The following is a 25,806-nucleotide window of genomic DNA, read 5'->3' on the forward strand; positions in this document are numbered from 1 at the left end:
TTATAACTTGAAATATATCAAAAAAGAAGTTAAGCTGACATTTGACTTAACTTCCCAAGACATATTCTCTACTTCACGGAGTAACTCTATCACTATTAAAGCGATTAATACAACATTCTTAATAAAATATATAAAAGTCATAGAGCTTAAATTTGCTAAGTGCAATCACAACGTAAGGCAAATTTAAATATATATCAATAATCATAAGCATATACCAGCCTGTCAGTATTTAACCTCTACTTAGTAAACAGAATCTATCTATTCTCTCACTTTTAGGCAACCGTAAGATTTATTATAAGCAACGTAAACTGCAATCCATATTTTCCAGACAATAAATCGTTTCGATAGAATATCTCAATTCTTAAATTCATCCACGCTTATGGCAAGTAAAAATAATCTAGTTAAAATCAAAAGACTATAGTGCCCTCCAACGATAAAATTAATTTTCTTATCTATATTAGTTAACACTTAGAAGACGTTATAACTAATTTCAACTTACTTAGTTTTTTTACTATTTTGATTTACTCTTAATTTGTAGATAATAGCAGCACAAATATAAAAATGATACTTACAGAAGACCAGTGGAAGTAACCTAGGTGTAATTACATCCTTCAAACTCACTATTCTTAATGCATTGTTTATATAATTTTTTTGGCAAAGCTCTTTTAACTTAATTATCGATCCTTTATCATTCTTTATAAAAACATTATGAACCATAATCAAATTAAACTGCATTAATGTAAAAAGCTTAAATGCATGTTCATATTCAGGATATTCATCTAAATCTTTTTTTACCTGGAAAATCGCTTTTTCATATTCATGAATCATTTGCGGGTTATATCTTCTAACTGTTGAATTACTTGACAAGGTATAATTATATATATTATCTCTAATAAACCGTACTTGTTTACATAATAGTACATACCTAAGCAAAAATTCAGAATCTTCTGAATATGCCAAGTTATTATTGAATCTAATATTTTCTTTTTTCAATAAGCTTGTCTTATAGAATTTTCCCCATACCGTCATGTACTTAGTAGGATTTTCTAACATCTGATTAATAACAGAAATACGACTATCTTTATCTCTAGTCATGGAATACAAATTAATCGTTGATCCGCTAACTAGATAATTGCCAACTACTAATTCTTCTTCTGTTTTTATTAATAAGCTTTTTAATTCATTATTTAAATCTAATAAATAATCGTCTGCATCTAAAAAGGTAATCCATTTTGCAGTAGCAGCTTCAATTCCTTTATTTCGTGCATTAGAAACACCTTTTTCTGATTCAATGTAAATAATATTTCTATTATTTCTTACTTCTTTTTTTACTAACGTTCCTGTTTTATCCGATGAACCATTATTAACCACTATTACTTCTATTTGATTACTTAAATAAACACCTGTACTTCTAATTGCACGAATAATTGTTTCCTCACAATTGTAAGCAGGAATAATTACTGATAAAAGCATATTCTCTCCTTATTTGAAGTATTAATTCAAAATAAAAAAGCTAAATAGTTAACTATTTAGCTTTTTTATTTACCATTTAGTTTAACTATATGTTAATCAGTGCTAATTACCCGTAACAGAATTGGCTGTTACATGATAAGTATGACCATTACCAGAAACTGTCCAATTATTAGTGCCATTTTGAGTTGCAGTATAACCATCGACTGAATCAATTGATGGCAAATCAGAAATTGATTGTCCCGCAATGCCTCGATCACTTAATTGGTTACCAATATGCTCTTTAACAATATTCTTTGCATCGGTAGCAGTCATTGTGACCTGACTTTGTTGAGCATTAGAATTATTCTTTTTAACATTTGAAATTGCCTGACTACTATTATTAGATGTCGTTGTTGAAGTTACAGAGTAATTACTATTGGTATTAGAACTGCTTTTCGAGCTAGTAGTTGAGTTTAAACCATCTGATTGAGAATTAGTATTTTCTGACGACTCGGTCTCATCTTTATTAGAAGTAGTACTATTCTTTTCATTGCTCATTTTTGCATGACTTTTCTTTGTTGTTTTACTCGAAGAAGCCACTTCTGAGCTACTACTAGAATCATTAGCTGCACTGTTACTGCCACATGCAGCTAAAGTTACCATTAAAGTACCGGCAGCTAAGGTTGTAAATAATTTATTTAATTTCATTTAACTTCTCCTCATTTCTATCTTACCGTTATTATAACAAAACGTACTGTCAATTACATTTTTAAAATCAAGTAAATTAAAATTACATGGTAATGAAGAAACTTGGTTTGAAGTATCGAGAATATCCAATTTTCACAACATTGCCTGGTTCTGGAGCATGGACATATGTCCCATCACCAAGAGAAATGGCAACATGATAAGGTGCACTGTCACTACCAAAGAATAATAAAGCTCCCTTTGGTGCGTTCATTACATCTCGTTGATGTGTTCCAAGCGTTGCTTGCTGATAAGTAGTACGATAAGAAGCACCTAAACCATAAGCCCATTGAACAAGACCTGAACAATCAAAGCCAGCTGGCGTGTTTCCGCCCCACACGTAAGGAACCCCACGTTGTGATAAAGCTTTATCAACTTTAGCATCTACATTGGAAACAACTTTAGCAATACCATTACCATCTAAATGATATTTGGCACCATTTACAGTAACATCAGAATTAACTACCTTCTTAAAAGTAGTTGGATCAAAGTAGTATGTTTGGCCTTTCCAATTTTGCAAACCACTTTGAATTCGACCATCGCTACCAAATAAGTACCAATCACCCCATTGAGACTGACGATAATCGTTATCTACACGGAGGTAAGTGCTTGGATCGAAGTAGTAATAAGTACCAGCCCACTTTTGCACACCAGTTTGAATCCGACCATCATTACCAAAAAGATAATATGAACCCCATTGAGACTGACGATAATCGTTATCTACACGAAGGTAGGTATTTGGATCGAAGTAGTAATAAGTACCAGCCCACTTTTGCACACCAGTTTGAATCCGACCATCATTACCGAAAAGATAATATGAACCCCATTGAGATTTTGCATAGCTATTGTCAATTCGTTGGTAGTTATTACTTGCATCAAAGTTGTAATAACTATCGGCCCACTTTTGCACACCTGATTGAACAACGCCATTATCAACCAAATACCAACTGTAACCTTCACCATTAATAGTTGGCAAGTAGGTGTAGTCACGACCATTAGTTACTTGTCCATTGTTATAATATGTCCAGTTATTATTTTCATTTACCCAACCTTTTTTTACTTGTTCTGCTTGTGGGTGAACTGCAGTGGTATTAGTCGTAGTTGTTGAACCAGGTGTCTGCACTGCTACTTCTTGAACACCTACAGAAGAAGTTGATTGGGCTACCGTTTCTGTAGCAGCATTCGCTGATACAACTGTAGTAGTGTCAGAATTATCAGCTACCTGGGTAGTTTGTACAGGAGATGTTGTAGTGTTGATTTCATCAGCATTTGCGTTCGTTGCCAATCCAACAATACCTGCAACTGCTGCAATTGTCATAACACACCATTTCTTACCATCTTTGTATAACTTATAATGCTTCTTAGTATCCATATAGCTGAAATAATCCTTTCTGTATAAATCCGATCTTAAACTTTCTTTAATAATTATCAACGATTACTAAGATACCAGTTATTTACTACTAGAACAATATAATCCAATAATATGTTAAGAAACAATAATGTTTGACACTTTAATGTAATACTTTTGTTACATATATTCACTTTTGGTTATATAAGTTTGCTTTTTACTTCCATAATTACAAAAACGTCTAGTTAATAAATAAATTTATCAACTAGACGTTTAATATTAAGCTCTTGCCTGATTAATTAAACGATAAACATATTGATATGGTTTATTATCATCATTCCAATACCAGTCATAGTTAACTTCTTGAATAGCAGTGCCTCGTTGTCCTTGAGTTAAGTAGCAAGTAGAAATTACAGTTGGGTTATTGCCAGAGCCAGTTGCAACCATTGTGTGACCATTGCCGCCTAAACTAGCTGCTTTTTTACCCCAAATAATTACATCACCATATTGGAGAGAGGCAGTCCCGCGACCTTCATAAGCCAAGTAGTAACCATTATTAAGCAAATAACCATGAAGTGTTTCAGTACTGTAAATAATTCGTGGGACAGAGGCTCCTGCAGTACGAAGAGCCATTGTCATTGAACCAGAACAATCTGCGGTTCCGTCAGCACCAGTACGAGATCCATACATTGAATAAGTGATCTTACCTTCTCGTTGGAGGAACCAATTAATTACACGATTTGAAAAGCCTCCGTTAACTAGACGACCATCAGCACCAAAGTACAGTCCTTCGCGCCATCCATTGTCTACACGAAGATATGTTACTGGATCAAAATAATAAACTGAGCCTGCCCAGCGGTGTGCTCCAGTCTGAATACGACCATCTGGACCAAACATATACCAATCGCCCCACTGTGATTGACGATAATCATTATCTACTCGTAAATATGTTACTGGATCAAAGTAGTAATATGTTCCAGCCCATTGATATACTTTTGTCGCAATTCTACCATCTGGACCAAACATATACCAATCACCCCACTGTGATTGGCGGTAATCATTATCTACTCGTAAATATGTTACTGGATCAAAGTAATAATATGTTCCAGCCCATTTTTGCACACCCGATAAAATCTGACCGTCATTACCAAATAAGTACCAATCGCCCCATTGAGATTTAACATAATTGTTGTCGACTCGAAGATATGTTGTTGGATCAAAATCATAATATGTTCCAGCCCACTTTTGCACTCCTGACAATACGACACCATTTTCGGTTAAGTACCAGTTACTTCCGGTACCTACTCCATTAGCAGTAATTGTTGGTAAATAAGAATATGCACGACCACTACTAGTTTTCCCGTTATTATCATAATATGTCCAACCATTTTGCTCTTGTCGCCAGCCTTTTTTTACTTCTGGCTGTTCACTAGCCTTTGGTTGTATCGGAGCTGTTTGCTCTTTTTCTTTTGCATTATTTGCTTGAGGAGCAGTATTAGCTTGTGGAATCATAACAGTTTCTTTGCTTTTGTTATCCGCATTGCTTACTTCCTGCTTTTCTTGTGCGCTATTAATATCGCTAACAGATGATACAGAATTATTTGATGTCGTTGGCTGTCCGTTTGTTATCTCAGGTGTCGAACTAATGGTTGTAGACGAAATTGTGTCAGCATTAACTACACCAATTAATCCCATTGTTGCTGCTAATGTTGCAATTGCCATAACACACCAGTTTTTTCCCGATTTATATAATTTAAAATGTTTTTTATTATTCACTTTTATCTATAACTCCCTTTAAGATTGAACAAATATATTCTAACATTTAATATTTTAGCAGGTAATTTATCATAATCAACATTGATTCCTGTAAAGATGAATAAACTAAAATTAACATTATCACGAATTAAAATAAAAAGTTATAAATATTATACTGATAAAATTCAATACTAATTAACTAGTACCTAAAACAACCTATACTAAAATTGGAAAACAAGCTGTTCAATATATAATAATTATTTCCGTTTAATTAAGTAAACCCACGTAGTAGCAGAAAAAGATAATACGAGACCTAATAAAAATCCAATTGCTGCTCCCAATAAAGTAAGTTTTTTAGTTGATGGGGAAGTGCTACTCTTAGCCTCATCAGCTGTAGCCTTGGAAAAGAGGGAAATTTTACCAGTAGAAGTTACCTTTTGAGGAATCTTATTAGCAGATGCCTTTGTAACAGCATTAACAATAGCCGCAGAATCATTTGCATTATTTGCTTTCGCACTTACCTTAACAAGAGTGGTCTGCATTATTGGTTCAGCATTTATCATTGACGCGATTTGCTCTGGACTGTATTGTTTCCTCATTTTTTTTGATAAGTACTTATGTGCAGCTTTAGCAGTATCATTACTTTCTACTATTTCAGCATATGTATTTCCAAGATTTATATCAGCTTGAAGTTCTTCATTTGCCGCAACGCCATCATATGCTCGTGTAGTCATAATATTTCTAACAGATTCATATGTTGTACGTTGCTTATGTTTTGCATATAAATTGCCCGCAACGCCAAATAATATTGTTGCAATAAGAATAATAAATACATTTATCCAAATAATTTTTGAAATAGTCTTTATATTAAAATCTTCTTTATTCATTTATCTTTTTCCTCCTGAGTATTATAAAAATAAGGTGTAGCAACTAAAGCTAATAGAAATGGATCATAAATAATCTTGATTATATCAGGCTCAAACATGAAGTTTAATGATGCTACCAAAATAATTGCTGCTAAAATAAATGTTCGATGAAAAATTGACCTCATTGCAATATATGTCATACACACAATTATAAGTATAAATGCCAATAAACCCCATAATAACAACATCCGAACATACGAAGAATCTATAAAAAAGTAGTGGTGTATACCATCTAATTGGTTAGCCAGTTTTAACCCCTTACTTCCACCATATGTATGCTCCACTATCGTCTGACCTAAAAGATTAATATTGTAATTAGTAAAGGCTCGATGTCCTAAGCTTAACCGCCCAGAAGTAAGATCATTAATTACTTTCATTACATGATTAGAATCATCATAAAAATAAGAAGCAAAAATTATTATCGAAGACGTAATTGGAACAGCCATCCACCAAAAAGATGCTAAAATTTCTGATACTTTATGACCCTTAAATGCTCGTTGTGCAATAAACATTACAGGTATTATAACCAAAGTCGCTATAAAGTCTAACTTAGTGTTTGTAATTATCATAAAGATGCAATCACCAATAATAATTAACAAGTAATCAATCCACTTTAACTTACCAAACCTTAAATAACAGTATGCCAGCACTAAATAGAAATAGTGCGTTGCAAGACTTGATGTATAAATCAAACCTAATGAATATCTTGGTGGCCTAGGTGCAGCACGATATATTAAATTAGGTATTATATCTAATAATGAAAAAATTGCCATTGTAAGCAACAATATCACGTTTAAGTACACATACCAAGTTACAATGTCCTTAAAATTAACATTTTTTGCCCCAATAACGAATGGCACTATTACCAGTAACTGCAATTCATGAGCCATTCGCCAACTAATCATACCTAACAATATCAAAGCACTGATTACAATTAATTCTTTTTTACTCCATTTATCTAGAAAGTATATTTTAAATAAGAGTAAAGGGAGCGAAAGGTAAGAACATAATCTTAAAAAACGACCACTTAATGCTTCTGCTAAAGTAGTATCTTGAATAAATGAAGATACCAAAAAAATCACAAAGGCAATAAAAAATATCTGACTACTACTGACTTGAAAATTATAGATATCTTTAGTATTTCTTTTTAGCAATTTTTCATTTCCCTTCTTGATATAGCAAAATAATGCTCATCTATTTTATACTAAGTACAAGTTCTCTAATTTAAAATAATAATTTGGAGAACTATGGAATAAATATTCTAATTAATTTAATTTTTTTTAGAAGTAAGACTGAAAAAGTAAGAATAAAATAAGTTATTATTGGCAATGAAAACATATATATAGGGCTATTCATTAATTTCAAAAATGATTCCCACGTGTTTGCCGTGGCTCCATATACATATTTATCTAATAATTCATATACAAAAGGATGAAGAATATAAATACCTAGACTAGCGCTTGCCAAGGTAGTAAATAATTTATTCTTATTATTAGGAAATTGTCCCACTATCTTCTTTATCAAAAGGTATATTCCAATCGAATAAAAAAAAGGATCCATATTATCAAATAGATGTATTTTACCATAAAAGAAATCGTTGATAAGATTAACCATTAATGACCCAATACCTACAATCATTAAAACCATTTGTTGTTTTTCACTAAAGTAATTAACCTTTATAAGATATCCTACGATAAAAAAACCAATATAAGAAGAAGAAAGAAGTGGTTGATTAATAAATGAAGTTCTAATATTAATTCCTATTAAATTACTAATAAATTGTAATCCGTTACTGCATAAGAAAAACATAACTACCATGTAAAATAATATATTCAAATTTTTTTCAACTAAAGGTGATATTACCGGAGCTACTAAATACAGGGCTAAAATTGTGTAAAAAAACCAAAATAGCGAGTTAATATCATTGTTCACAAAAGCTTTAATAAAATTAGTGAAACTAGGATGAGAATGAATTATCGTCCCAGGATAAGCAATATGACTAATGCTATAAAGATAATATATCAATGACCAAAAAAGAAAAGGAATTAAAACCCGATACAACCTTTTTTTTAAGAAAACCATAGTAGAATATTTTTTTCTATAATCTAATAATGTTGCGCCAGAATTCATTAAAAAAATATATACAGCTGGATAACAAATAGATTGAACTGCTAAAGCTAAACGAAAATGCGTAAGATTAGTATTTCCTGTATGCGCTAATTGTGTAGAATGCAAAAATAAAACAAATATGATAGCAATGCAATTTAACACATCAATATAGTATAGCCGTTTGACTTTCATTATCAGTCCTCCAATGTAATACTTTTTCTCATCTAATTAATAAACACTTTTATACAAAATACCATTCAATAATATATATTTATTGTATTAAAAACTTCAAAAATTATATTTAAAATACTTATATCTATAATTAGACGTTATTTAAAAATAACAATATACATTATATCCTCTGCTATATAATATTTCTACAAAGTTTTAAATAATTCTATAAAGAAGCTTTTATTAAATCATGTTTACAATGTTATGAACAAATTCTTTTGAAAATATACTTTCTGGTATAAACGACCATTTTTATACAAAGAGTACATATTGAAAATCGATACTCAAAAGCTGAAAGCAATTACAGTTTCTGCCGAATTATTGCTTGTTTTCATCTTATGCAACTTGTCCAACGTACCTTAGACAATTGACATCTTCTCCTCTTAAAAATATTTATAATTACTGTTACGAATATAAAATTATAAAAGCGTAAAAACTATTTCATGCAAGAATGGTAACTCAATGATTATCCTTCAACCAGAAATGCATATTCTTCTTTGAGAGATTGATTAATGAATACTTGATTAGAAAAAATGCTGTTAGCTTAATTGCCAATAAATTCCCCAAGTTCGCTGAAGTATATCAAATTTACCAAAATATTACTAATGCTCTGAACAATCGCAATTGCAAATCGCTGAAATTCATCACTCTAGACTGTCAGAAAGCCAATACTGAAATTGTACATCATAAAATCTGTCTTAAAACTGTAAAATTAAGATCTTTAAAAGAGCCTACTATAGCCTTTCAAATCAACTTTTCTTCTTTTTAAGAATTGGCTATATTTTTATAAAAAAATACCCCCTACATTTTTGTAGGAAGTATTTTTAGTCAACCATATTAGTTAATAAGATATCAACAACTTTACTTTTATTCTAATGAATAGTTTCTTCAAAAAAACAATAAATTTCATAATATAACTTACATTACTTCTTTATCCCATGTGTCTAAGTTATATGTTCTAATAACATTATTTAAGCTTGAAGCATATTTTGGATCTGTTGCATATCCGTCAGCATGAAGGTAATTCGTTACAACAGCATAATCTTTTTTCCATAAAAGATTGTGGTATCGACTATTTGTAGCCAAGAATCGACCGTGATCAACTACACTTTCATAATTACTTGGGTACTTACGAAAGGCATCGTTAATATAGTAATATCCACCAGCACCATACTCAGCAGTCCGCATAATAATCGATTGACCATTATAACTACCCTTAATGCCAAACAAATTATGACCTTTAGTTGCTAGTCCTGATTGTCCCCAGGCACTTTCAAGTATTGCTTGAGCAGCAGTTACAGAAGGTAAGACGCCAAATTGACGCCAACCATCAAGAGCTGCGTCATGAATGCTTAATAAGAAATTAGCATTCCGATTTGCCCCCGAAATAACTCCTGTATTATCAGCATGAAGATTCATTCCATTTACTACGATATTTTTATTTTCTATCTTTAAATAAGTAGTCGGATCAAAGTAATAATAATTACCAGCCCATTTCTGCAATCCTGATAATATTCGACCATCATTGCCAAATAAATACCAATCTCCCCATTGAGACTGACGATAATCATTATCTACACGAAGGTATGTATTTGGATCAAAGTAATAGTATGAACCAGCCCATTGATACACCTTAGTAGCAATTCGACCGTCATTACCAAACATATACCAATCTCCCCATTGAGACTGACGATAATCATTATCTACACGAAGGTATGTATTTGGATCAAAGTAATAGTAAGTACCAGCCCACTTCTGTACACCAGTAAGGATTCGGCCATCATTACCAAATAAGTACCATAACCCCCATTGTGATTGTACATAATTATTATCTACTCGTTGGTAATTATTATTTGCATCAAAATCATAATATGAACCAGCCCATTGTTGTACTCCTGACTGAACAACACCATTATCAACTAAGTACCAACTATTCCCATTTCCATTAATTGAAGGAAGGTATGAATAATTACGACCCGAAGTTACTTGATTATTAGTGTAAAAAGTCCATTGATTATTCTCATTTACCCAACCATTTTTAAAACTAGTCGCTTGTGGCTTAATAGCTATTGAACTTGTAGTGTAAATATTATCAGCTGTATTTACTACTTCTTCTTCATTCTTTTGACTATTATCAACTTTTAAGTCAGTTTGGTTGTTATTTACATTAACTTGATTAGAGTTCGTAGGTTCCTCTACCTTTTCTGTAAAATTATCAGAAGAGGTATTATTTTCCACATTAGTATTTGCTAACTTTACTTCATTAGAATTCGATAAATTAAAATTATTGCTATTTTGTGTTGAATCACTAATTTTTTGTTCGCCAACATTAGTAACATTTGTATCAGCATTTACTGCAGTAGTCATAGTAATTGTACTAGCTATAATCGCAATTGCCATTGTGCACCACTGTTTGCCACTTTTATATAGTTTATAATGCTTTCGCAAATTCATAATAGATAAAAATTCTCCTTAATAATTAACTACTGTCTTACATCATATAACAAACTATTACATTTTAGCGATATGTTAACAAATTGTAATGATACTTAAATTTAATGTAATATTTAGATACATTAAATTTACAGATATAAACAATGCTACGAAATCAATTAAATAACATTGAATGTAACTTCCCTTTTAAATAATCGCTACTTGTTTTCACTAATTTTCGTTTCTAAATTTTGTATTGCTTTTTCTATAAAGAAACCTTCCCTTAATTTTTGTGAAACATCTCGTACATTTTTTAATAGATTTTCATATTTAGATAAGCTCATTTTTGACAGAATTTCATCTAATTCAGTTAAACTGTCTACTGCTATTCCTAAATCATTTTCTTCAATAAATTTTGATAAAGCAGCTTTCCGCCAAATAATTACAGGAATTCCTGAGCTTAAATACAATGATGCTTTATGAGGGTTATTATATTTCATATAATTACCAAAAAGTCCATCACACGTAGTTGGAGTTGTACCATCCCAAACTAAGCCAAAATTATCATTCAGATGATTAGGAAGTTCTTCAGGTGAATACTGTCCTTGGTACGAAATATTATTTCCATATCTATCTGCTGGATTTGGTCCAAATATATTCAAGGATGCTTTTTTTAGAGATAAATTTTGAAGAAAGCCGGCTTTATTTAAATTACCAGCAAAACAGATTGAACATTTATACTCGTCATTATTTACCAAACGATTTGGATTATCATAATCAAAAACTTCCAAACTTTCCATTGGTATATTGACACCATTCTCTTTAAGCCATTTTGCCATTTTTTCATTATGAACAATTAAGCCATCTACTAAATTAAACATATCCAATTCTTCACGAATATAATTTTCTTCCCCATAATGTAATCTTAAGGATTCAACATCATGAACTATTAAGAAAATTTTAGAATGAAGTTTTCTTAATCTCTTTATTAACTGTTTTGTTACTATTTTTGAATATGTTGGATATTGTAAAAATATTTCATCTATTTTTTGATTCTTTTCCTGCTTAAAAAAGGACGGTACATCTAAATATGCAACTCTAATCTTTTGCAAAATAGAATTTTGATTAATAATAAAATTCCATTTTACAAATTCATCGTTAACTAAGAATTTTTCAATGTCCAGTTTTGCTTTAGGTCCGGCATTATTATCACGTTTTGTTTCTTTTACTGTTAAGATTGCTCTTTTCATTTCTTCATCCCTTAATAATTTATAACTTTTTTCAATACATTGCGTAAATTATTAAAATATTGTTCTTCATAATATTTTGAAATACTCTTTTGAACTTTTAACGGGTCAAATTTTGTTTGAGCCATTTTATTAATCTTCTCTGCACATTCTTTTACATTTCCTAAGTGATAAACTGTACCATTCAAGTACTCTTTAATAACGTCATCATACCCATCAAAATCAGCTGAAATACATGGAATTCCTCTAGACATTGCCTCCAAAAATACCATTGGTAATCCCTCAAATTTTGAAGTCAAAATTAATGAAAATGGCTGATTATCTAATGAATCCCACACATTTTCGGCCCATCCATGCCACTCTACACGATTACTGATTCCTAGTTCGTTACAAAGACTTTTACATTCCTCTGCATCTTTTCCTCCACCATAAATATCTAAGATGATAGATGGATCGACCAAACTCAAGGAATGAAGTAATTCTTGAAGATTCTTCTGCCCGTCCTTTTGAATTCTTCCAACATATAACAAGTGTTTTTTTTCATCATTAACTTTTAAGTTTAACAATTTATGATGTTCAGCAGGATTGTAGATTAAGAAAACATTTTGTTCTTCTATCCCTAAATCCACGATCTGTTCTTTTATTTGTGAACTAATAGCCAAATGATAATCTGCAAATTTAATATTCTTAGGATCATAATCATGTTGATTTGCAATAGAAAAATGAAACCAAGAAATTAACTTACATTTTTTATGAGTTAATTTTCTTAACTTAGCAAAGAGTTTAATAATATTTGGACTTAGGATTACGTAATTTGTATTTTGGGGACTTGTTAAAAAGATACGCGAAAAATATAGTAAGCGATTAAATCTAGAACTATTTCTCGGGTAAATAATTTTTATTGATGGATTTAAATTGTGTAACCATTCCTTATTAGGGGTTAAATTTGACAAAACTAATCTGACACTATCCCCATTTTCTGCTAAATTATTCAATACTTTAACTAAAACAGTCTCTGTTCCTCCACGACCACTTATCTTATTTGTTACAAATGTCAAATTCATAATAATTAATACTCTCTTTATTTTTTTAATAAACCTTTTGCCTGCTTTATAATTGGTGCTCTTAATAGGAACAAACCAATAACGTATATAGCTACTCCTAAAATTACTTGAAGGGTTAAATTAATTATTGTCATATTCATAATCCCATCTATTCTTGAAACGACAAGATACATGAACAAACCGCTTAGCAAATAACGCCAAATAGGAGCAAACAACGCACGACGTCTAATAGTTCCTTTAACAAAATATAATTGAACTGCTGTAACCGACATTTCAGAGATTACGGTTGCTACGGCAGCTCCATTTGCACCATATAATGAAATCAAAAATAAGTTAGCAATAACATTTACCACTGCTCCAACTGTAACAGAAATAGTATATTGATGCTCTCGATGGATAGGCATAAGATATTGAGTCCCAGTTACGTTACTCCACGCAATCATCAAAATAGCAGGTGCCTCCCAAAAAATTACTCCTCCTGTTGGTCCGTATTCACTCCCCAAAAACCATGGTGCAAATTTATAAGCAATAGCCATCAATCCAAACATCATCGGAACCGCAATCGCCGTAACAAAATCAAATGATTTATATAAGCTTTCCCGAACTCCTTTTATATCTCCCGAAGCAAACTTATTTGCAATATGAGGAAGCATAACTGTTCCGGTTGCAGTTACAATCGCTAAAACAAGTTTAACGATATTATCCCCAAAATTAAATTGTGATACAGCCGCTTGAGGAGCCATTCTTCCTAGCATGATTCGGTTAACCACAAGATAAATTTGTGTAGTGATTGTTGGAATAAATAGTAATAACGCTGGATAAAAATGCTTTAATGGATGCCATTCTCGAATTTTTACCCATTGAATGTTCTTCCTCAAGTATGGCCACAAAGTTAAACTACCCGCTAATTGTGCAAATCCCAGTAAAAAAATATATTTAGCTAAGTCATTTTGATTACGAACCAAAATGAATATGAGTGCAATCGTTATTAGTTTTACTATTGTATTTCTAGAAACAGTTTTTTTAAAATCTTCCATTCCCATAAAATACCATGAAATATCAATTCCATATGCTACAATCCATAAGGCTTGGAGTAAAAAATAAACCTTAAATGCGCTACTAAATAAAAATACAGCTAGCAAATAAGCAACTAAAGCAATTGAACTAGTAAATATTTGAAGAGTGATAATTCCCCAAAATGCTTTTGATCTCTTATATTTATCTTTTCGTTGGTATGCTATCTCGCGATTACCATAAAGAGATATTCCAAGTTGTCCTGCTAAGTAAAAAAATGTTACCCATCCATTTGTATAGGTGTTTATTCCATTATTATTTGCACCCAAAACACGAGCAACATATGGAGTTGTAAGAACAGGGGCCAACATTAATAGTATTTGATATCCTGCATTATATAAATAGTTTTTGATGACCTTCATATAATAACCTCATTTAACTTTTTCAAACTAAATGTTAATTTTACCACTGTTATACATTAAACAAAAGATACCTCAAACTAACTTTGTACAATATTAAAAGGGATGAACTATCTATCATAAGTCATCCCTTTTAAATTACTTAAATTCTTCATTTACAGCCGTCAACGCCGCATGTAATACTTGATCCATATTATAGTAACGATATTGTCCTAATCGGCCGCCAAAAATAACGTTCTTTGCCTTTTCACTAGCTAACTTAGCATATTGTTTGTAAAGGTCATTGTTCCGTTGATTGTTAATTGGGTAATATGGTTCATCCCCGCGTTGCCAATCAGCCGGATATTCCCGTGTGATGATGGTCTTATCCTTATCACCCTTGCCAAATTCAAAATGCTTATGCTCAATAATCCGAGTATATGGCGTTTCAGCGTCTGTGTAGTTAATTACCGCATTACCTTGATAATTACCAATATTCTTTTCTTCTGTTTCAAAGCGGAGACTCCGATATTGCAGTTCACCTAATTGATAATCAAAGAACTGATCAATCATCCCCGTAAAGACGATCTTAGGATAATCTTTGAGGTACTTATCCTTCCTATCAAAGAAGTCGACCCCCGTTTCAACGTCAATCAAATCGCTGTCAAGCATCTTTTCAACGATTTGGGTATAGCCACCAATCGGAATACCTTGATAAGTATCATTGAAGTAATTGTTGTCATAAACTAACCGAACTGGGAGACGACGAATAATAAAGGCTGGTAATTCAGTTGCTTTTTGTCCCCATTGTTTTTCAGTATAGCCTTTGATGAGTTTTTCATAGATATCACGACCGATCAAAGAAATGGCTTGTTCTTCAAGATTCTTTGGTTCTTTACCAGCCATCTCTTGTCGTTGTTCGTTGATCTTTGCTATTGCTTCTTCAGGTGTCCGGACACCCCACATCTCACTAAAGGTGTTCATATTAAAGGGGAGGTTATACATATGTCCTTTATAATTAGCCACCGGACTATTAGTATAGCGGTTAAACTCTGCAAATTGGTTCACATAATCCCAAATTTCCTTATTAGAAGTATGGAAAATATGAGCACCGTATTGATGAACCTGAATACCGTCCACTTCTTTAGTGTAGATGTTACCAGCAATGTGGTTACGCTTTTCAATTACTTTGACGTTTTTGCCACGTTTAGCAGCTTCGTAGGCAAAGGTTGCTCCGAAAAGGCCTGCGCCTACTACTAAATAATCATATTTTTTCATTAGCTATCCCCTTACTTAATTATTTTTTCTGAGTACACATCTTCATACATAAAATACTAAGTAATATGCCAAATATTATCGTTGCATCATCAAAGAAGATAAAACTTATCAACATACTCTAACATTACAACGTTCTGAATTAGGAATATCACTTCAAACGTTTTGCTTTCAAAATCACTCCATTTTTACTGATACAAAACTTATTATTCAGTGCTTTAGAAATCATAATACATATCGTATTACATAAAACCTTAGAAGGTATCATTCTAAGGTTTTATCTACTCTCACTATCACAACAAAAACTGTAATCCTTAAAAGACCTGACATGCTAGTCAATCCACACCTAATTATAAAATAATAATTCCTTACTATCACCAAACTGATTCATCATAAAAACACTTGGCTAAATTAAAATGCCACTAAAGATAATAAACAATATTGAAGAACCTTTTCCAGAAGAACCAACCTTTTGATTGTTGCTTAATTTTTACTCCTTTATTTATTTCTCAACCTACTTCTTCTCTTTAATAATATAGATTGGTCGTTTCTTGGTTTGCATATAAATGCGGCCAATATAACGACCAACGATTCCAAGGCACAGTAGTTGAATGCCGCCAAGGAACAAAATAATACAAATCATTGAGGCCCAGCCAAAGGCACTACTTGTTGGCTCAACAATCTTTCTTATTATAACAATCATCATCCCAATAATAGAGATGAAAGCCGTAAAACTACCTACCCAGGTAGCGATTGCCAACGGTGCTTCGGAAAAGTCCGTAATCCCGTCAATCGCATACTTAAACAGCTTCCAGGTGGACCAATCGGTTGTGCCAGCAACCCGTTCAACATTCTTATAAGGAAGATACTTCGTCTTAAAACCAACCCAATTGAAAATTCCTTTAGAAAATCGATTGTACTCAGTTAAGGATAATACGGCATCAACCATTTGGCGGGTCATCATCCGGTAATCACGGGTCCCCGACACAATCTTTGTATCTGAAATACGGTTAATAACATTGTAGAACTGGTCACTCAGGAAAGATTTAAACTTTGCTTCACCCTTCCGATCAGTCCGCCGCATCCCCACACAATCATATTCGCCAGTCGAAATATCCTTATACATTTCTGGCAGATATTCAGGCGGATCTTGTAAGTCAGCATCCATTACCACCACGTAGTCGCCGGTTGCTGCTTGTAATCCTGCATAAAGACCTGCTTCTTTCCCAAAATTCCGTGAGAAAGAAACATAATGAACATGTTGTGGATCTTGTGCGTGAAGCTTACGTAGTTCTGCCAAAGTTCCATCACTTGATCCATCATTAACAAACCAATATTCAACTTCAACTGGCATCTGTTTAACCACTTTTTCCACTGCAGGATAAAAGAGAGGGATCGCTTCCTGCTCATTATAGCAAGGAACAACTATTGATAATTTTGGCATCCCTGTTTCTCCTTTAATAGTGTCCAACAATCTTTCTCTTTAAGAAATTACCACCCTTTATAAGCCAATTTGTATGTTCCATAAAGACATAATCAACCTCAATTGTTTTATATTCAGGATGTTTTTCTAGCCAAACATCTAGCAAAGGTTCACTTAAAAAGCCATAGACTCTTTGTTCATAAGTTGAATAATTACTAATATCAACTTGTTTCTCAACACTTTTTAATACATCAAACATCCAATTGCAATACTCATCTAACGGTTCTCGCTTCATTATAAACATATTAAACATATGAGCCCATGTCCGTTTCATAACTTTATTATATGCATCCTCATATTCTGGATATTTTTCTTTTATGACATTTTTCATAATATCCAGAGGTTCATTTTCATGTGAATGTCGGTAATGGGATTCAATTGTCTCAATATAGTACCGCCGTTTTTCTGGCAAAATAATATCATTATTTTGTAATAGCTTTTCTACATCTTGATAGGAAAGAACCTTACTCAAAGACTTTTGATGGTTTAAACTTAAGTATCGTCGATAATGAACAAGTCCCATCGCATCTAAGTTTAAATTCTTCCATCCCCAGTAAATAGCTGTTAATTCATTATAATAAGGGTTCATGTTGGATATATTATTTCCTGTATTATCACCCTGAAAACTATTATTAACATTGGGATGTAATTCCTTACCAACAAAAACAGGTAAGTATACCTTATCTTCTGGCATTTGATAATTTTTATGTGTTGCTACTAATATTTTAATATCCACAAGTTTACTCCTTTTAATAAGCCCCATTAGGCTTAATCATTATCTTAACAGTTTCAAACATAATTTTTAAATCTAATAAAATTGACCGTTTTTGAATGTAACTCAAATCCAATCTTACCATTTCATCAAAATCAACATCATTTCTTCCACCAACTTGCCACATACCTGTAGCTCCCGGTTTTACCATGAGCCTTTGCTTATCATAGTTTGAATACTCTTTCACTTCGCTAACTAGAGGCGGACGAGGTCCAACAATACTCATTGAACCTTCTACAATGTTTACTAATTGAGGCAATTCATCCAAACTATACTTTCTTAGGACTTTCCCAACTTTAGTAATACGAGGATCATTTTTTATTTTAAACATTGCTCCATTAACTTCATTAGCACTCTTTAATTTAGCTAATAATTCATCAGCATTCACAACCATAGAACGAAATTTATACATTTTGAATTGCCGACCATCTTTTCCTACTCGAACTTGAGAGTAAAATACCGGTCCTCGAGGATCATCAATTTTAATACAGATAGCAATAACCAAAAATATAGGACTCAATATTATTAACGCTATAATAGATGCAATAATATCAAATACTCTTTTTGTAGTTCGATAAAAGTATTGATGATTAAGTCTTTCCTCATTTATATGTATTTTTTTATTTTCCATAATTCACTGTCTCTTTTTCTAAATAAACTAATATAATCATTAAAATAATACCAGTTATTCCCCATCTTGGAAAGCTGTTATTGTAATTCCTGCTGATCAAGCCAGACCTGCACATCATCAAGGTCAAAGCCCTTGCGGTACATTGCCTGTTTAAAATGCCGTTCCCGCTCATAGCCTTGATAACGGCTGGCGCGATGCCACTGTTTTTCAGCCTCTTTTACCAATAATTCATTTTCTTGCTCGCCATCTGGTTGGGGAACTACTTCATCTTTGATCATGTCATAGATACTGCTAGCAAAGCCCTTCGTTATTAGGCCTTGACGGACCTTTTGCTCGCGTCGTCGTTCTGGTTGTTTTCGGTAACGCCGAAAAAGCTTTTCTGCTAATTTTTTAGCGTTCTCCGCTTGGTCAGTCAGCGTAAATTGGGCTAGTGCATCATCAATATCATTCTCACCGACCTGTTTTTGGCGAAGGTGTTGGCGGATAACGACTGGACCCTTTAATTCGGTATTCATTACCGTTCGGACATAAGCAGCAGCATAGGCGTGATCATCGACCAAGTGTTGAGCCCGTAATTTTTTTAAGATTGGTTCAACAAATTCCGCTGGCGTATCAGTATCCTGAAGCTTTTTTCTAATATCACTCTCTGTCCGCATTTGGTATGACAGGTAATCTAACATCCGAAAATAGGCCTTGGCTTGCTGGTCAGCCGTCACGATTGCGCTAACCTGCTCCTTATTCAGTTCAGTTCCTTTCATTAAGTTAAACTGAATTAGTACGCTTTCTGCAACCGGAAAAGCATACTTACCATCAAGGTATATATTATATCGACCCTTCCGTTTTTGCGCCTCAATTTTAGAAATTTTTGCCATTTTTCAAATTTCTCCTTAACATTTTGTGTTCTCAACCGTTTATATAGGTGTAAGCAGTGGCCGCTACTTAACAAATTAAATTAATCAAAAGGAAGTTTTTATCATGCAAATGGTTCGTAATTTCAAGTCAGCTAAAATTCAACTTACCCTCACGAATAGTGACCATCCTAAGGGCGTCAAACATCCCTTTAACAACGTCAGTGAAAGTGTTACTAACGATCAGGTAGCACGCTTTAGTGCCGCAATCGAAATGCTAACAGCAGAAAAATGCCTTGATGCTGATATTATCGTCACTAATCAAGTCTCAATGAACAAGTAATAACTAGGAGGAAAATTAGATGCGTACATTAAATTTAACTTTTAAAGGCAGCCTCGGCAAAAAGCACACATTAAAGCTATCCTATGCTAGTGGTGAACTTGATGCTAAAACCGTCCGTAAAGCGATGGAAGAGATCGCGCAAACTCATATCTTTGTGAAAGAAGACGAAGATATTTATCGAGTACCGCTAGCAGCAAAGTACGTTGACACAGTCTCAACCATTATCTTTAATGATGAACACAAGTAAATAGTAGTAAGTTCTAAAGCTTTCAACCAGGCGAGGCCGGGAAAAAACTAAAGTTTTTTCACCGGCCTTTTTTTCGTTCTAATAATTGCCAAAAGTGCTTTTTAGCATGGAGCTCCCCCTCATGGCATTCTTGCAAGGCTGCATTCAGCGCCGCCCCTAGCATGATAATATAGCCGGAAAAATCAAGCCACACCATCATGGCAATAAATGCCCCAATCGTCTTATAAGAAATAACCCCATGACTAAAGATTAAAGTATACAAAGAAAAGAGCCGCGATAAGCCCATCCACAGCAAGGAAGCTAAAAATGAACCCACTAAGGCATAGCGCAAACGCACTTTTGCATTGGGAACAAAGTAATACAGCAAGGTGATTGCAATAAAGAGGACCCCAAATGTTACAGGCCACCTTAACGAGCTAAATAAGGAAATGTAATCTCGCCGAAAATTAAAAATCGGCTGGATACTTTTAAGAACTTGTTCACCAAAGCCATACAAAATAATAATCGTAAAAATCATTAACAGGAGGACAATCATCCAGATAAAAGAAATAATCCGGTTCATTATAGGATTTTGGTTTTCTGCAATACCATATGCATGGTTAACACTCCGCTGAAAAGCAGCAATTCCTTGACTCGTCGACCATAACGCAATCAACGCCCCAGTCGTCAAAATCCCGCCACTTCCCCGTCGCAGGAAATCGTAAATTAGCGGCTGAATAAAGTCATAAACTGATTCAGGAATCGCCGTTGATAGGTATGCCAGAATCGTCTTTGCATCAATCCCCATCATTGGCAGTAAGTTTCCTACTACCATCACTGCCGGAAAAATTGACAGCAGGGTATAATAGGCTAGCACTGCAGCAGAATTTGAAATCTGGGCCATCGAAATATGTCGAATTAGTAATGAAATAAAAATTTTACTTTTGCCCGGTTCCTTATCCATAATAGCCTCCGAAATTAATTTATAAAGACAATTATAACAAATTGAACACCCGACAAATATTACAGAATGAATAAAAAAGCCTCACCACCAACTTAATGTGATGAGGCTTGTTGTTAATTAGCCTTCAACATGGTGACGTTTTGCGGAAATCTGGTAAAAGACCAACGCAACAACGGCAAAGAAGATTGGACCAGCAAGAGTCCAGAAGGCAGTCTGATAATCCTTGTCCATTAATGGTTGAACAAAGGTAAAGACAATTCCGACAATCAAAATTAATTCAACAAAGCATACCAAGACATCCGTCCAGAAACGATTCTTAAAGACAACAAATGGCCGGTTCAGGTCTTTTTTAGCCTTAAAGAATGGGAATGCTCCAATTAAGAAAATATATGGGAAACAGGTTGAAACGTTAGCCATATCAGTCAAAATCAAGTAGAACTGTTGGGCAGCATTGCCCCCAAAGGCAACTAGGAAGACAATTACACATACAATCGTTGCTTGCAGCCACATTGCATTAGCAGGCATCCCGGCTTTATTAAGCTTCGTCAATTTCTTAGGCCATAAGTCCGGATTAGATCCAAGGATAAAGGCCTTAATCGGGGAGTAAAGCAAGATGAACAATGCCCCTAAAAATCCTAGCGTCTGAGCAAAGGCAACAACCCGTGTCATAATAATCCCAAATGTCAACGCCGCGCTATGCGACCAGCCAAGAGACTGACCCATCGTAACCCCTAATTGGTTGAAAACAACATAGGTAACATTACCAAGGTTAACGCTGCTCTTTGTTAAAGTTTGCTGGTAGTTAACCGACCAACCTAGCATAAAGATCATCAATACATATGTCCCAATTGTAAAGATACTAGCGATAATCAAGCCACGAGGGAACGTCCGCTCAGGATTGCGCATACTATCGGTAACTGACCCCAATGATTCCATTCCACCATAAGCAAAAATAGCATAAACAACAAATGAAATAATAGCAATCGGTGTCTGGAATTGCGGATTGGGTGAAGTTATAAATGTCGAAGCGCCGTGAATCGGCTGCTTTAAGATTCCCTTATCGGCAACTAAAACAATGATACTGACGATAACGAAGATAATATTAACAACAATCGTAAAAATACCGCCAAGCGAACCAACTTTAGCAATCGCCGTCATTCCTCGTGAACTACACCAAGTAGCACCAAGAATAAGCAAGATCCCCAGAACCCCAATCAACTGGGTCGAGGTTAAGCCAAATGCATGCCATTGCTGGGTCGTATCCTTACCAAAAATCAAGGCTGAAAAAGTAATCCAGATCCGTGAAGCCGTTGAAACCATCCAGACGATCCAAGATGCCAGCCAAACAAAGGTCCCGACAAAGGCAATCCGTTCACCAACAGAGCCGGCAAGCCAGGAATAAATTCCCCCCTTCGCATCCTTAAAGGTAGAGCCATACTCTGCCATCATCAAACCACACGGGAAGAAGAAACAAATCCCTGCTAATGCATACCAAATGATACTACCGTAACCCATTTGCAAGTAGGCGTTTGATACATTACCAAATCCAAAAATAGCAGTAATGATCATCGTCACTAATCCAAAGGTAGTAATCATTTTTTTATTACCACTTTGTTCGTCCACAATAAAGCCTCCAAAATTCTTTAGATTCTTAAATAAAAATAAGAAATTATTTATAATTATTAGTATAATCTTCTTTTAAAAAAAGAAAAGGCTTTTGATAAATCTTCTTTACATTTTATTTGTTTTGATGCATATTTATTACATAAACGAGGTATATTAACAGTATTATGTATATTTAGTCATTTGTGAAGTATATTTTATTGCCTGTTTTATAGTGAATTTATTGTTTATTTCTAGTGACATTGAAAGCGTTTGCTCAGATTGCTATAATAAGGCGTCGATTATTTTATGTGAATTTTTGCTCTAAATTATGATCGTGAGGTGGAGAAAATGAGCGAGAAAAAGGGAATCAATACCACAGAACTGACCCTCCTTATCGTTGGGTCAACAATCGGCTCAGGAGTTTTTGGAATTACCAGTGACTTGGCTAGTGCCGCAGCCCCGGGACCCGCAATTGTTGCATGGATAATTGTTGGTATCGGAGTCTTAACATTGGTCTTGTCATTAACTAACTTGTCACAAAAACGGCCTGACCTTGATTCGGGAATTTTTAGTTACGCCGCCGCGGCATTTGGCCCGTTAGGTGAATTTATTTCAGGATGGGCCTACTGGTTATCCGCATGGCTTGGGAATATTGCATTTGCTACTATCATGATGAGTGCGTTAGGTACTTTCTTCCCCCAGCTGTTCCAAAACGGCCAGAACCTTTTTTCAATTATTGTTGCAATTATTTTAACTTGGGTTTTGACATTTTTGGTTAACCGCGGGATTGAATCAGCTGCATTCATTAATGCAATTGGGACAATCTGCAAAATTATGCCGCTAGTCGTTTTCGTAATTTGTGTAATCTTAGGCTTTAAGGCCCGTATTTTTACTGCTGATTTCTGGGGCAACGTAACTCATAATCTTGGCGCTAATGTAGAAACGGGTTCGATCTATGACCAAGTCAAAGCCTCAATTATGGTAATGATGTGGCTCTTTGTCGGGGTTGAAGGCGCATCGGTGCTCTCCAGCCGGGCAAAAACACGGACAGATGCTGAACGGGCTTCAATTTTTGGCCTGATTAGTTTATTGACAATTTATATCGTGGTATCAATCTTGCCATACGGGGTAATGAGCCGGGCCCAATTAGCTGCCGGTGGGCAACCAGCCCTTGGTGCCATTATGCAACACCTCGTTGGTACATGGGGCGCCGCTTTAATCAGCATCGGTTTAATCATCTCCGTCCTTGTATCATGGCTCTCGTGGACTATGCTTCCGGCTGAATCATTAATGCTGATGGCCGATGACCAAACGTTACCAACTGCTTGGGGAAAGGTAAATGATAAAAAAGCCCCAACCCGGGCATTAGTAATCACTGGTGTCTTACAGTCAATCTTCCTCTTCTCTTTGCTGTTTACCTCATATGCCTACAACTTTGCTTATACTCTTTGTACAGCCGCAATCTTAATCTGTTACCTCTTGGTCGGTATTTACCAGATGATGTATAGCTGGCAGCACCAAGAGTGGGGACAATTCATTATCGGTTTGATTGCAACCCTCTTTGAATTGATGGCAATGATCTTATCTGGATGGAAAGAAGTAATGGTTGTTTCAGTTGGCTTTATCCCTGGTTTCTTCTTCTACATTCAAGCATGCAAAGAATTTCACCACCAAATTTCGGCTAAGGAAAAATGGGCAATGGGAATTATCGCCGTCTTTGCTGTCTTATCGTTAGTATTAGTTATTAACGGCACTATCTCAATTAATTAAGGAGGACATTATTATGGTTGAAATTGCACACTTTGGCGTTGAAGCATGGCTTAACAAATGGGAAAAGAGCGCTACTTACGATATTTCGCAAAGTACAATTGCATCTTTAAGCATGCATGACCTGTTAAATTTAGATGGCCAGCATGGTCAAGAATTTTATGCGATGCTTGATAAGCAAAAGATGAATTACGGATGGATTGAAGGATCACCGGAATTTAAGGAAGAAGTAGCTAAATTATATCAACATGTTGACCCAGAAAATATTTTGCAAACAAACGGGGCAACCGGAGCAAATATTCTTGCCCTCTATGCATTAATCAACTCGGGCGACCACGTAATTGCAGAATACCCATCTTATCAACAACTGTATGATATTCCAAAATCGCTTGGTGCCGACGTTGACTATTGGCATATTCACGAGGAAGATAATTGGTATCCACGGATTGCAGAATTGAAGCAGCTAATTAAACCAAACACCAAGATGATCTGCCTAAACAATGCAAATAATCCAACCGGAACAGTCTTAGATAAAGAATTTCTTGAACAGGTTGTTGACATTGCTAAGTCAGTCGGCGCATATATTTTAGTTGATGAAGTTTACCTGCCGCTTGACCATCCAGAAAACTTTACACCAATTATTGACCTTTATGATAAGGGAATCTCAACTAATTCGCTCTCTAAGACATATTCAGTCCCTGGCGTACGGATTGGTTGGACAGCTACTAACGCTGAATTAGCAGATCTTTTCCGGAAATTCCGTGATTATACGATGATTTGTGGCGGAGTCTTTAATGACCAGCTGGCGACCTATGTTCTTCGTCACCGTCAGCAAGTCCTTGACCATAATCGTAAATTAGTATTAGGCAACCTTGCAATTTATCAAGAATGGATCGAACATGAAGACCGGGCAAGTGTAATAATGCCCCAAGCAGTTTCAACTTCCTTCCCGAAACTTGATGTTCCCGTTGATATTCATACTTTCTGTGAAAACCTGTTACATGATGAAGGGGTTTTGTTGGTACCAGGGACAGCCTTTGATACCCCAGGACATGCTCGCCTTGGTTATTGTGCTCCTGAAGCCACCCTTCGTGAAGGTTTAAAACGGCTTTCTAAGTACATGCACCAATATGATTAATTAAAATAAATCCTCCAGCGTTGGCTTTTGCCT

Annotated in this window: 22 protein-coding genes; 4 read left to right on the top strand and 18 right to left on the bottom strand. The window is 34.5% G+C overall.

Annotated features, from left to right (window positions below; genetic code table 11):
* Window positions 1-495 precede the first annotated feature (495 nt).
* The 16 genes from DTK66_RS00925 to recX form a co-directional block, all read right to left on the bottom strand.
* Complete coding sequence (locus DTK66_RS00925; RefSeq protein ID WP_153931140.1) at window positions 496-1,473, bottom strand: glycosyltransferase family 2 protein; 978 nt, start codon at window positions 1,471-1,473, stop codon at window positions 496-498.
* A 102-nt stretch (window positions 1,474-1,575) separates the two neighbouring features.
* Window positions 1,576-2,160: a hypothetical protein gene (locus DTK66_RS00930; RefSeq protein WP_191667481.1), complete on the bottom strand. Its 585-nt coding sequence runs from the start codon at window positions 2,158-2,160 to the stop codon at window positions 1,576-1,578.
* Window positions 2,161-2,242: 82 nt separating this feature from the next.
* Entirely contained in the window at window positions 2,243-3,568 is a 1,326-nt protein-coding gene (locus DTK66_RS00935; RefSeq protein ID WP_191667482.1) for an NlpC/P60 family protein, read from the bottom strand.
* 255 nt (window positions 3,569-3,823) lie between these two features.
* Complete coding sequence (locus tag DTK66_RS00940) at window positions 3,824-5,320, bottom strand: peptidoglycan amidohydrolase family protein (RefSeq protein ID WP_191667483.1); 1,497 nt, start codon at window positions 5,318-5,320, stop codon at window positions 3,824-3,826.
* A 236-nt stretch (window positions 5,321-5,556) separates the two neighbouring features.
* Window positions 5,557-6,186 (bottom strand): YveK family protein, encoded by a 630-nt coding sequence (locus tag DTK66_RS00945; RefSeq protein ID WP_191667484.1) that lies wholly within the window; start codon window positions 6,184-6,186, stop codon window positions 5,557-5,559.
* On the bottom strand, window positions 6,183-7,379 hold the full coding sequence (locus DTK66_RS00950; RefSeq protein WP_153931145.1) for a polymerase: 1,197 nt from the start codon (window positions 7,377-7,379) through the stop codon (window positions 6,183-6,185). Before DTK66_RS00950 ends, DTK66_RS00945 begins: the two co-directional genes overlap by 4 nt.
* 91 nt (window positions 7,380-7,470) lie before the next feature.
* Window positions 7,471-8,526 (bottom strand): acyltransferase, encoded by a 1,056-nt coding sequence (locus DTK66_RS00955; protein ID WP_153931146.1) that lies wholly within the window; start codon window positions 8,524-8,526, stop codon window positions 7,471-7,473.
* Between the two features lie 957 nt (window positions 8,527-9,483).
* On the bottom strand, window positions 9,484-11,019 hold the full coding sequence (locus DTK66_RS00960; protein ID WP_191667485.1) for a glucosaminidase domain-containing protein: 1,536 nt from the start codon (window positions 11,017-11,019) through the stop codon (window positions 9,484-9,486).
* Between the two features lie 197 nt (window positions 11,020-11,216).
* Window positions 11,217-12,248, bottom strand: coding sequence for a sugar transferase (locus DTK66_RS00965; protein ID WP_191667486.1), 1,032 nt, complete (start codon window positions 12,246-12,248; stop codon window positions 11,217-11,219).
* Window positions 12,249-12,259: 11 nt separating this feature from the next.
* Window positions 12,260-13,309, bottom strand: a complete 1,050-nt coding sequence (gene waaB, locus DTK66_RS00970; RefSeq protein WP_191667487.1) for a lipopolysaccharide 1,6-galactosyltransferase — start codon at window positions 13,307-13,309, stop codon at window positions 12,260-12,262.
* A 17-nt stretch (window positions 13,310-13,326) separates the two neighbouring features.
* Window positions 13,327-14,745, bottom strand: a complete 1,419-nt coding sequence (locus DTK66_RS00975) for a flippase (RefSeq protein WP_191667488.1) — start codon at window positions 14,743-14,745, stop codon at window positions 13,327-13,329.
* 135 nt (window positions 14,746-14,880) lie between these two features.
* Window positions 14,881-15,999: a UDP-galactopyranose mutase gene (gene glf, locus DTK66_RS00980; RefSeq protein ID WP_191667489.1), complete on the bottom strand. Its 1,119-nt coding sequence runs from the start codon at window positions 15,997-15,999 to the stop codon at window positions 14,881-14,883.
* 511 nt (window positions 16,000-16,510) lie between these two features.
* Window positions 16,511-17,440, bottom strand: a complete 930-nt coding sequence (locus DTK66_RS00985; RefSeq protein WP_153931222.1) for a glycosyltransferase family 2 protein — start codon at window positions 17,438-17,440, stop codon at window positions 16,511-16,513.
* Window positions 17,441-17,453: 13 nt separating this feature from the next.
* A complete protein-coding gene (locus DTK66_RS00990; RefSeq protein ID WP_191667490.1) occupies window positions 17,454-18,215 on the bottom strand; it encodes a DUF4422 domain-containing protein in 762 nt (253 codons plus the stop codon).
* A 13-nt stretch (window positions 18,216-18,228) separates the two neighbouring features.
* Window positions 18,229-18,882: a sugar transferase gene (locus DTK66_RS00995; protein ID WP_153931220.1), complete on the bottom strand. Its 654-nt coding sequence runs from the start codon at window positions 18,880-18,882 to the stop codon at window positions 18,229-18,231.
* A 77-nt stretch (window positions 18,883-18,959) separates the two neighbouring features.
* Complete coding sequence (gene recX / locus DTK66_RS01000) at window positions 18,960-19,754, bottom strand: recombination regulator RecX (protein WP_191667491.1); 795 nt, start codon at window positions 19,752-19,754, stop codon at window positions 18,960-18,962.
* Between the two features lie 103 nt (window positions 19,755-19,857).
* Here recX and DTK66_RS01005 point away from each other — a divergent pair, with 103 nt between their 5' ends.
* Window positions 19,858-20,073: a DUF1659 domain-containing protein gene (locus DTK66_RS01005; RefSeq protein WP_153931218.1), complete on the top strand. Its 216-nt coding sequence runs from the start codon at window positions 19,858-19,860 to the stop codon at window positions 20,071-20,073.
* 19 nt (window positions 20,074-20,092) lie between these two features.
* Complete coding sequence (locus DTK66_RS01010) at window positions 20,093-20,320, top strand: DUF2922 domain-containing protein (RefSeq protein ID WP_153931217.1); 228 nt, start codon at window positions 20,093-20,095, stop codon at window positions 20,318-20,320.
* A 58-nt stretch (window positions 20,321-20,378) separates the two neighbouring features.
* Here DTK66_RS01010 and DTK66_RS01015 read toward each other — a convergent pair whose 3' ends face one another.
* Both DTK66_RS01015 and yjeM read right to left on the bottom strand, forming a co-directional pair.
* Entirely contained in the window at window positions 20,379-21,263 is an 885-nt protein-coding gene (locus tag DTK66_RS01015; protein WP_153931216.1) for a YihY/virulence factor BrkB family protein, read from the bottom strand.
* A 117-nt stretch (window positions 21,264-21,380) separates the two neighbouring features.
* Window positions 21,381-22,886 (bottom strand): glutamate/gamma-aminobutyrate family transporter YjeM, encoded by a 1,506-nt coding sequence (gene yjeM / locus DTK66_RS01020; RefSeq protein ID WP_191667492.1) that lies wholly within the window; start codon window positions 22,884-22,886, stop codon window positions 21,381-21,383.
* Window positions 22,887-23,216: 330 nt separating this feature from the next.
* Between yjeM and DTK66_RS01025 the strand changes: the two genes are divergently transcribed.
* On the top strand, window positions 23,217-24,638 hold the full coding sequence (locus DTK66_RS01025) for a basic amino acid/polyamine antiporter (RefSeq protein WP_191667493.1): 1,422 nt from the start codon (window positions 23,217-23,219) through the stop codon (window positions 24,636-24,638).
* Between the two features lie 13 nt (window positions 24,639-24,651).
* The gene (locus DTK66_RS01030) at window positions 24,652-25,773 is read left to right on the top strand and encodes an aminotransferase (protein ID WP_191667494.1); all 1,122 of its coding nucleotides are present in this window, start codon (window positions 24,652-24,654) and stop codon (window positions 25,771-25,773) included.
* Window positions 25,774-25,806: the final 33 nt, after the last annotated feature.

Origin of the sequence: Limosilactobacillus walteri (assembly GCF_014830205.1) — a bacterium.
GTDB classification, from domain to species: Bacteria; Bacillota; Bacilli; order Lactobacillales; family Lactobacillaceae; genus Limosilactobacillus; species Limosilactobacillus walteri.

Coding starts and splice junctions, on each gene's coding strand:
- DTK66_RS00925 (WP_153931140.1), bottom strand. CDS start 1,473: ATGCTTTTATCAGTAATTATTCCTGCTTACAATTGTGAGGAAACAATT.
- DTK66_RS00930 (WP_191667481.1), bottom strand. CDS start 2,160: ATGAAATTAAATAAATTATTTACAACCTTAGCTGCCGGTACTTTAATG.
- DTK66_RS00935 (WP_191667482.1), bottom strand. CDS start 3,568: ATGGATACTAAGAAGCATTATAAGTTATACAAAGATGGTAAGAAATGG.
- DTK66_RS00945 (WP_191667484.1), bottom strand. CDS start 6,186: ATGAATAAAGAAGATTTTAATATAAAGACTATTTCAAAAATTATTTGG.
- DTK66_RS00955 (WP_153931146.1), bottom strand. CDS start 8,526: ATGAAAGTCAAACGGCTATACTATATTGATGTGTTAAATTGCATTGCT.
- DTK66_RS00960 (WP_191667485.1), bottom strand. CDS start 11,019: ATGAATTTGCGAAAGCATTATAAACTATATAAAAGTGGCAAACAGTGG.
- DTK66_RS00965 (WP_191667486.1), bottom strand. CDS start 12,248: ATGAAAAGAGCAATCTTAACAGTAAAAGAAACAAAACGTGATAATAAT.
- waaB (WP_191667487.1), bottom strand. CDS start 13,309: ATGAATTTGACATTTGTAACAAATAAGATAAGTGGTCGTGGAGGAACA.
- DTK66_RS00975 (WP_191667488.1), bottom strand. CDS start 14,745: ATGAAGGTCATCAAAAACTATTTATATAATGCAGGATATCAAATACTA.
- glf (WP_191667489.1), bottom strand. CDS start 15,999: ATGAAAAAATATGATTATTTAGTAGTAGGCGCAGGCCTTTTCGGAGCA.
- DTK66_RS00985 (WP_153931222.1), bottom strand. CDS start 17,440: ATGCCAAAATTATCAATAGTTGTTCCTTGCTATAATGAGCAGGAAGCG.
- DTK66_RS00995 (WP_153931220.1), bottom strand. CDS start 18,882: ATGGAAAATAAAAAAATACATATAAATGAGGAAAGACTTAATCATCAA.
- recX (WP_191667491.1), bottom strand. CDS start 19,754: ATGGCAAAAATTTCTAAAATTGAGGCGCAAAAACGGAAGGGTCGATAT.
- DTK66_RS01005 (WP_153931218.1), top strand. CDS start 19,858: ATGCAAATGGTTCGTAATTTCAAGTCAGCTAAAATTCAACTTACCCTC.
- DTK66_RS01010 (WP_153931217.1), top strand. CDS start 20,093: ATGCGTACATTAAATTTAACTTTTAAAGGCAGCCTCGGCAAAAAGCAC.
- DTK66_RS01015 (WP_153931216.1), bottom strand. CDS start 21,263: ATGGATAAGGAACCGGGCAAAAGTAAAATTTTTATTTCATTACTAATT.
- DTK66_RS01025 (WP_191667493.1), top strand. CDS start 23,217: ATGAGCGAGAAAAAGGGAATCAATACCACAGAACTGACCCTCCTTATC.
- DTK66_RS01030 (WP_191667494.1), top strand. CDS start 24,652: ATGGTTGAAATTGCACACTTTGGCGTTGAAGCATGGCTTAACAAATGG.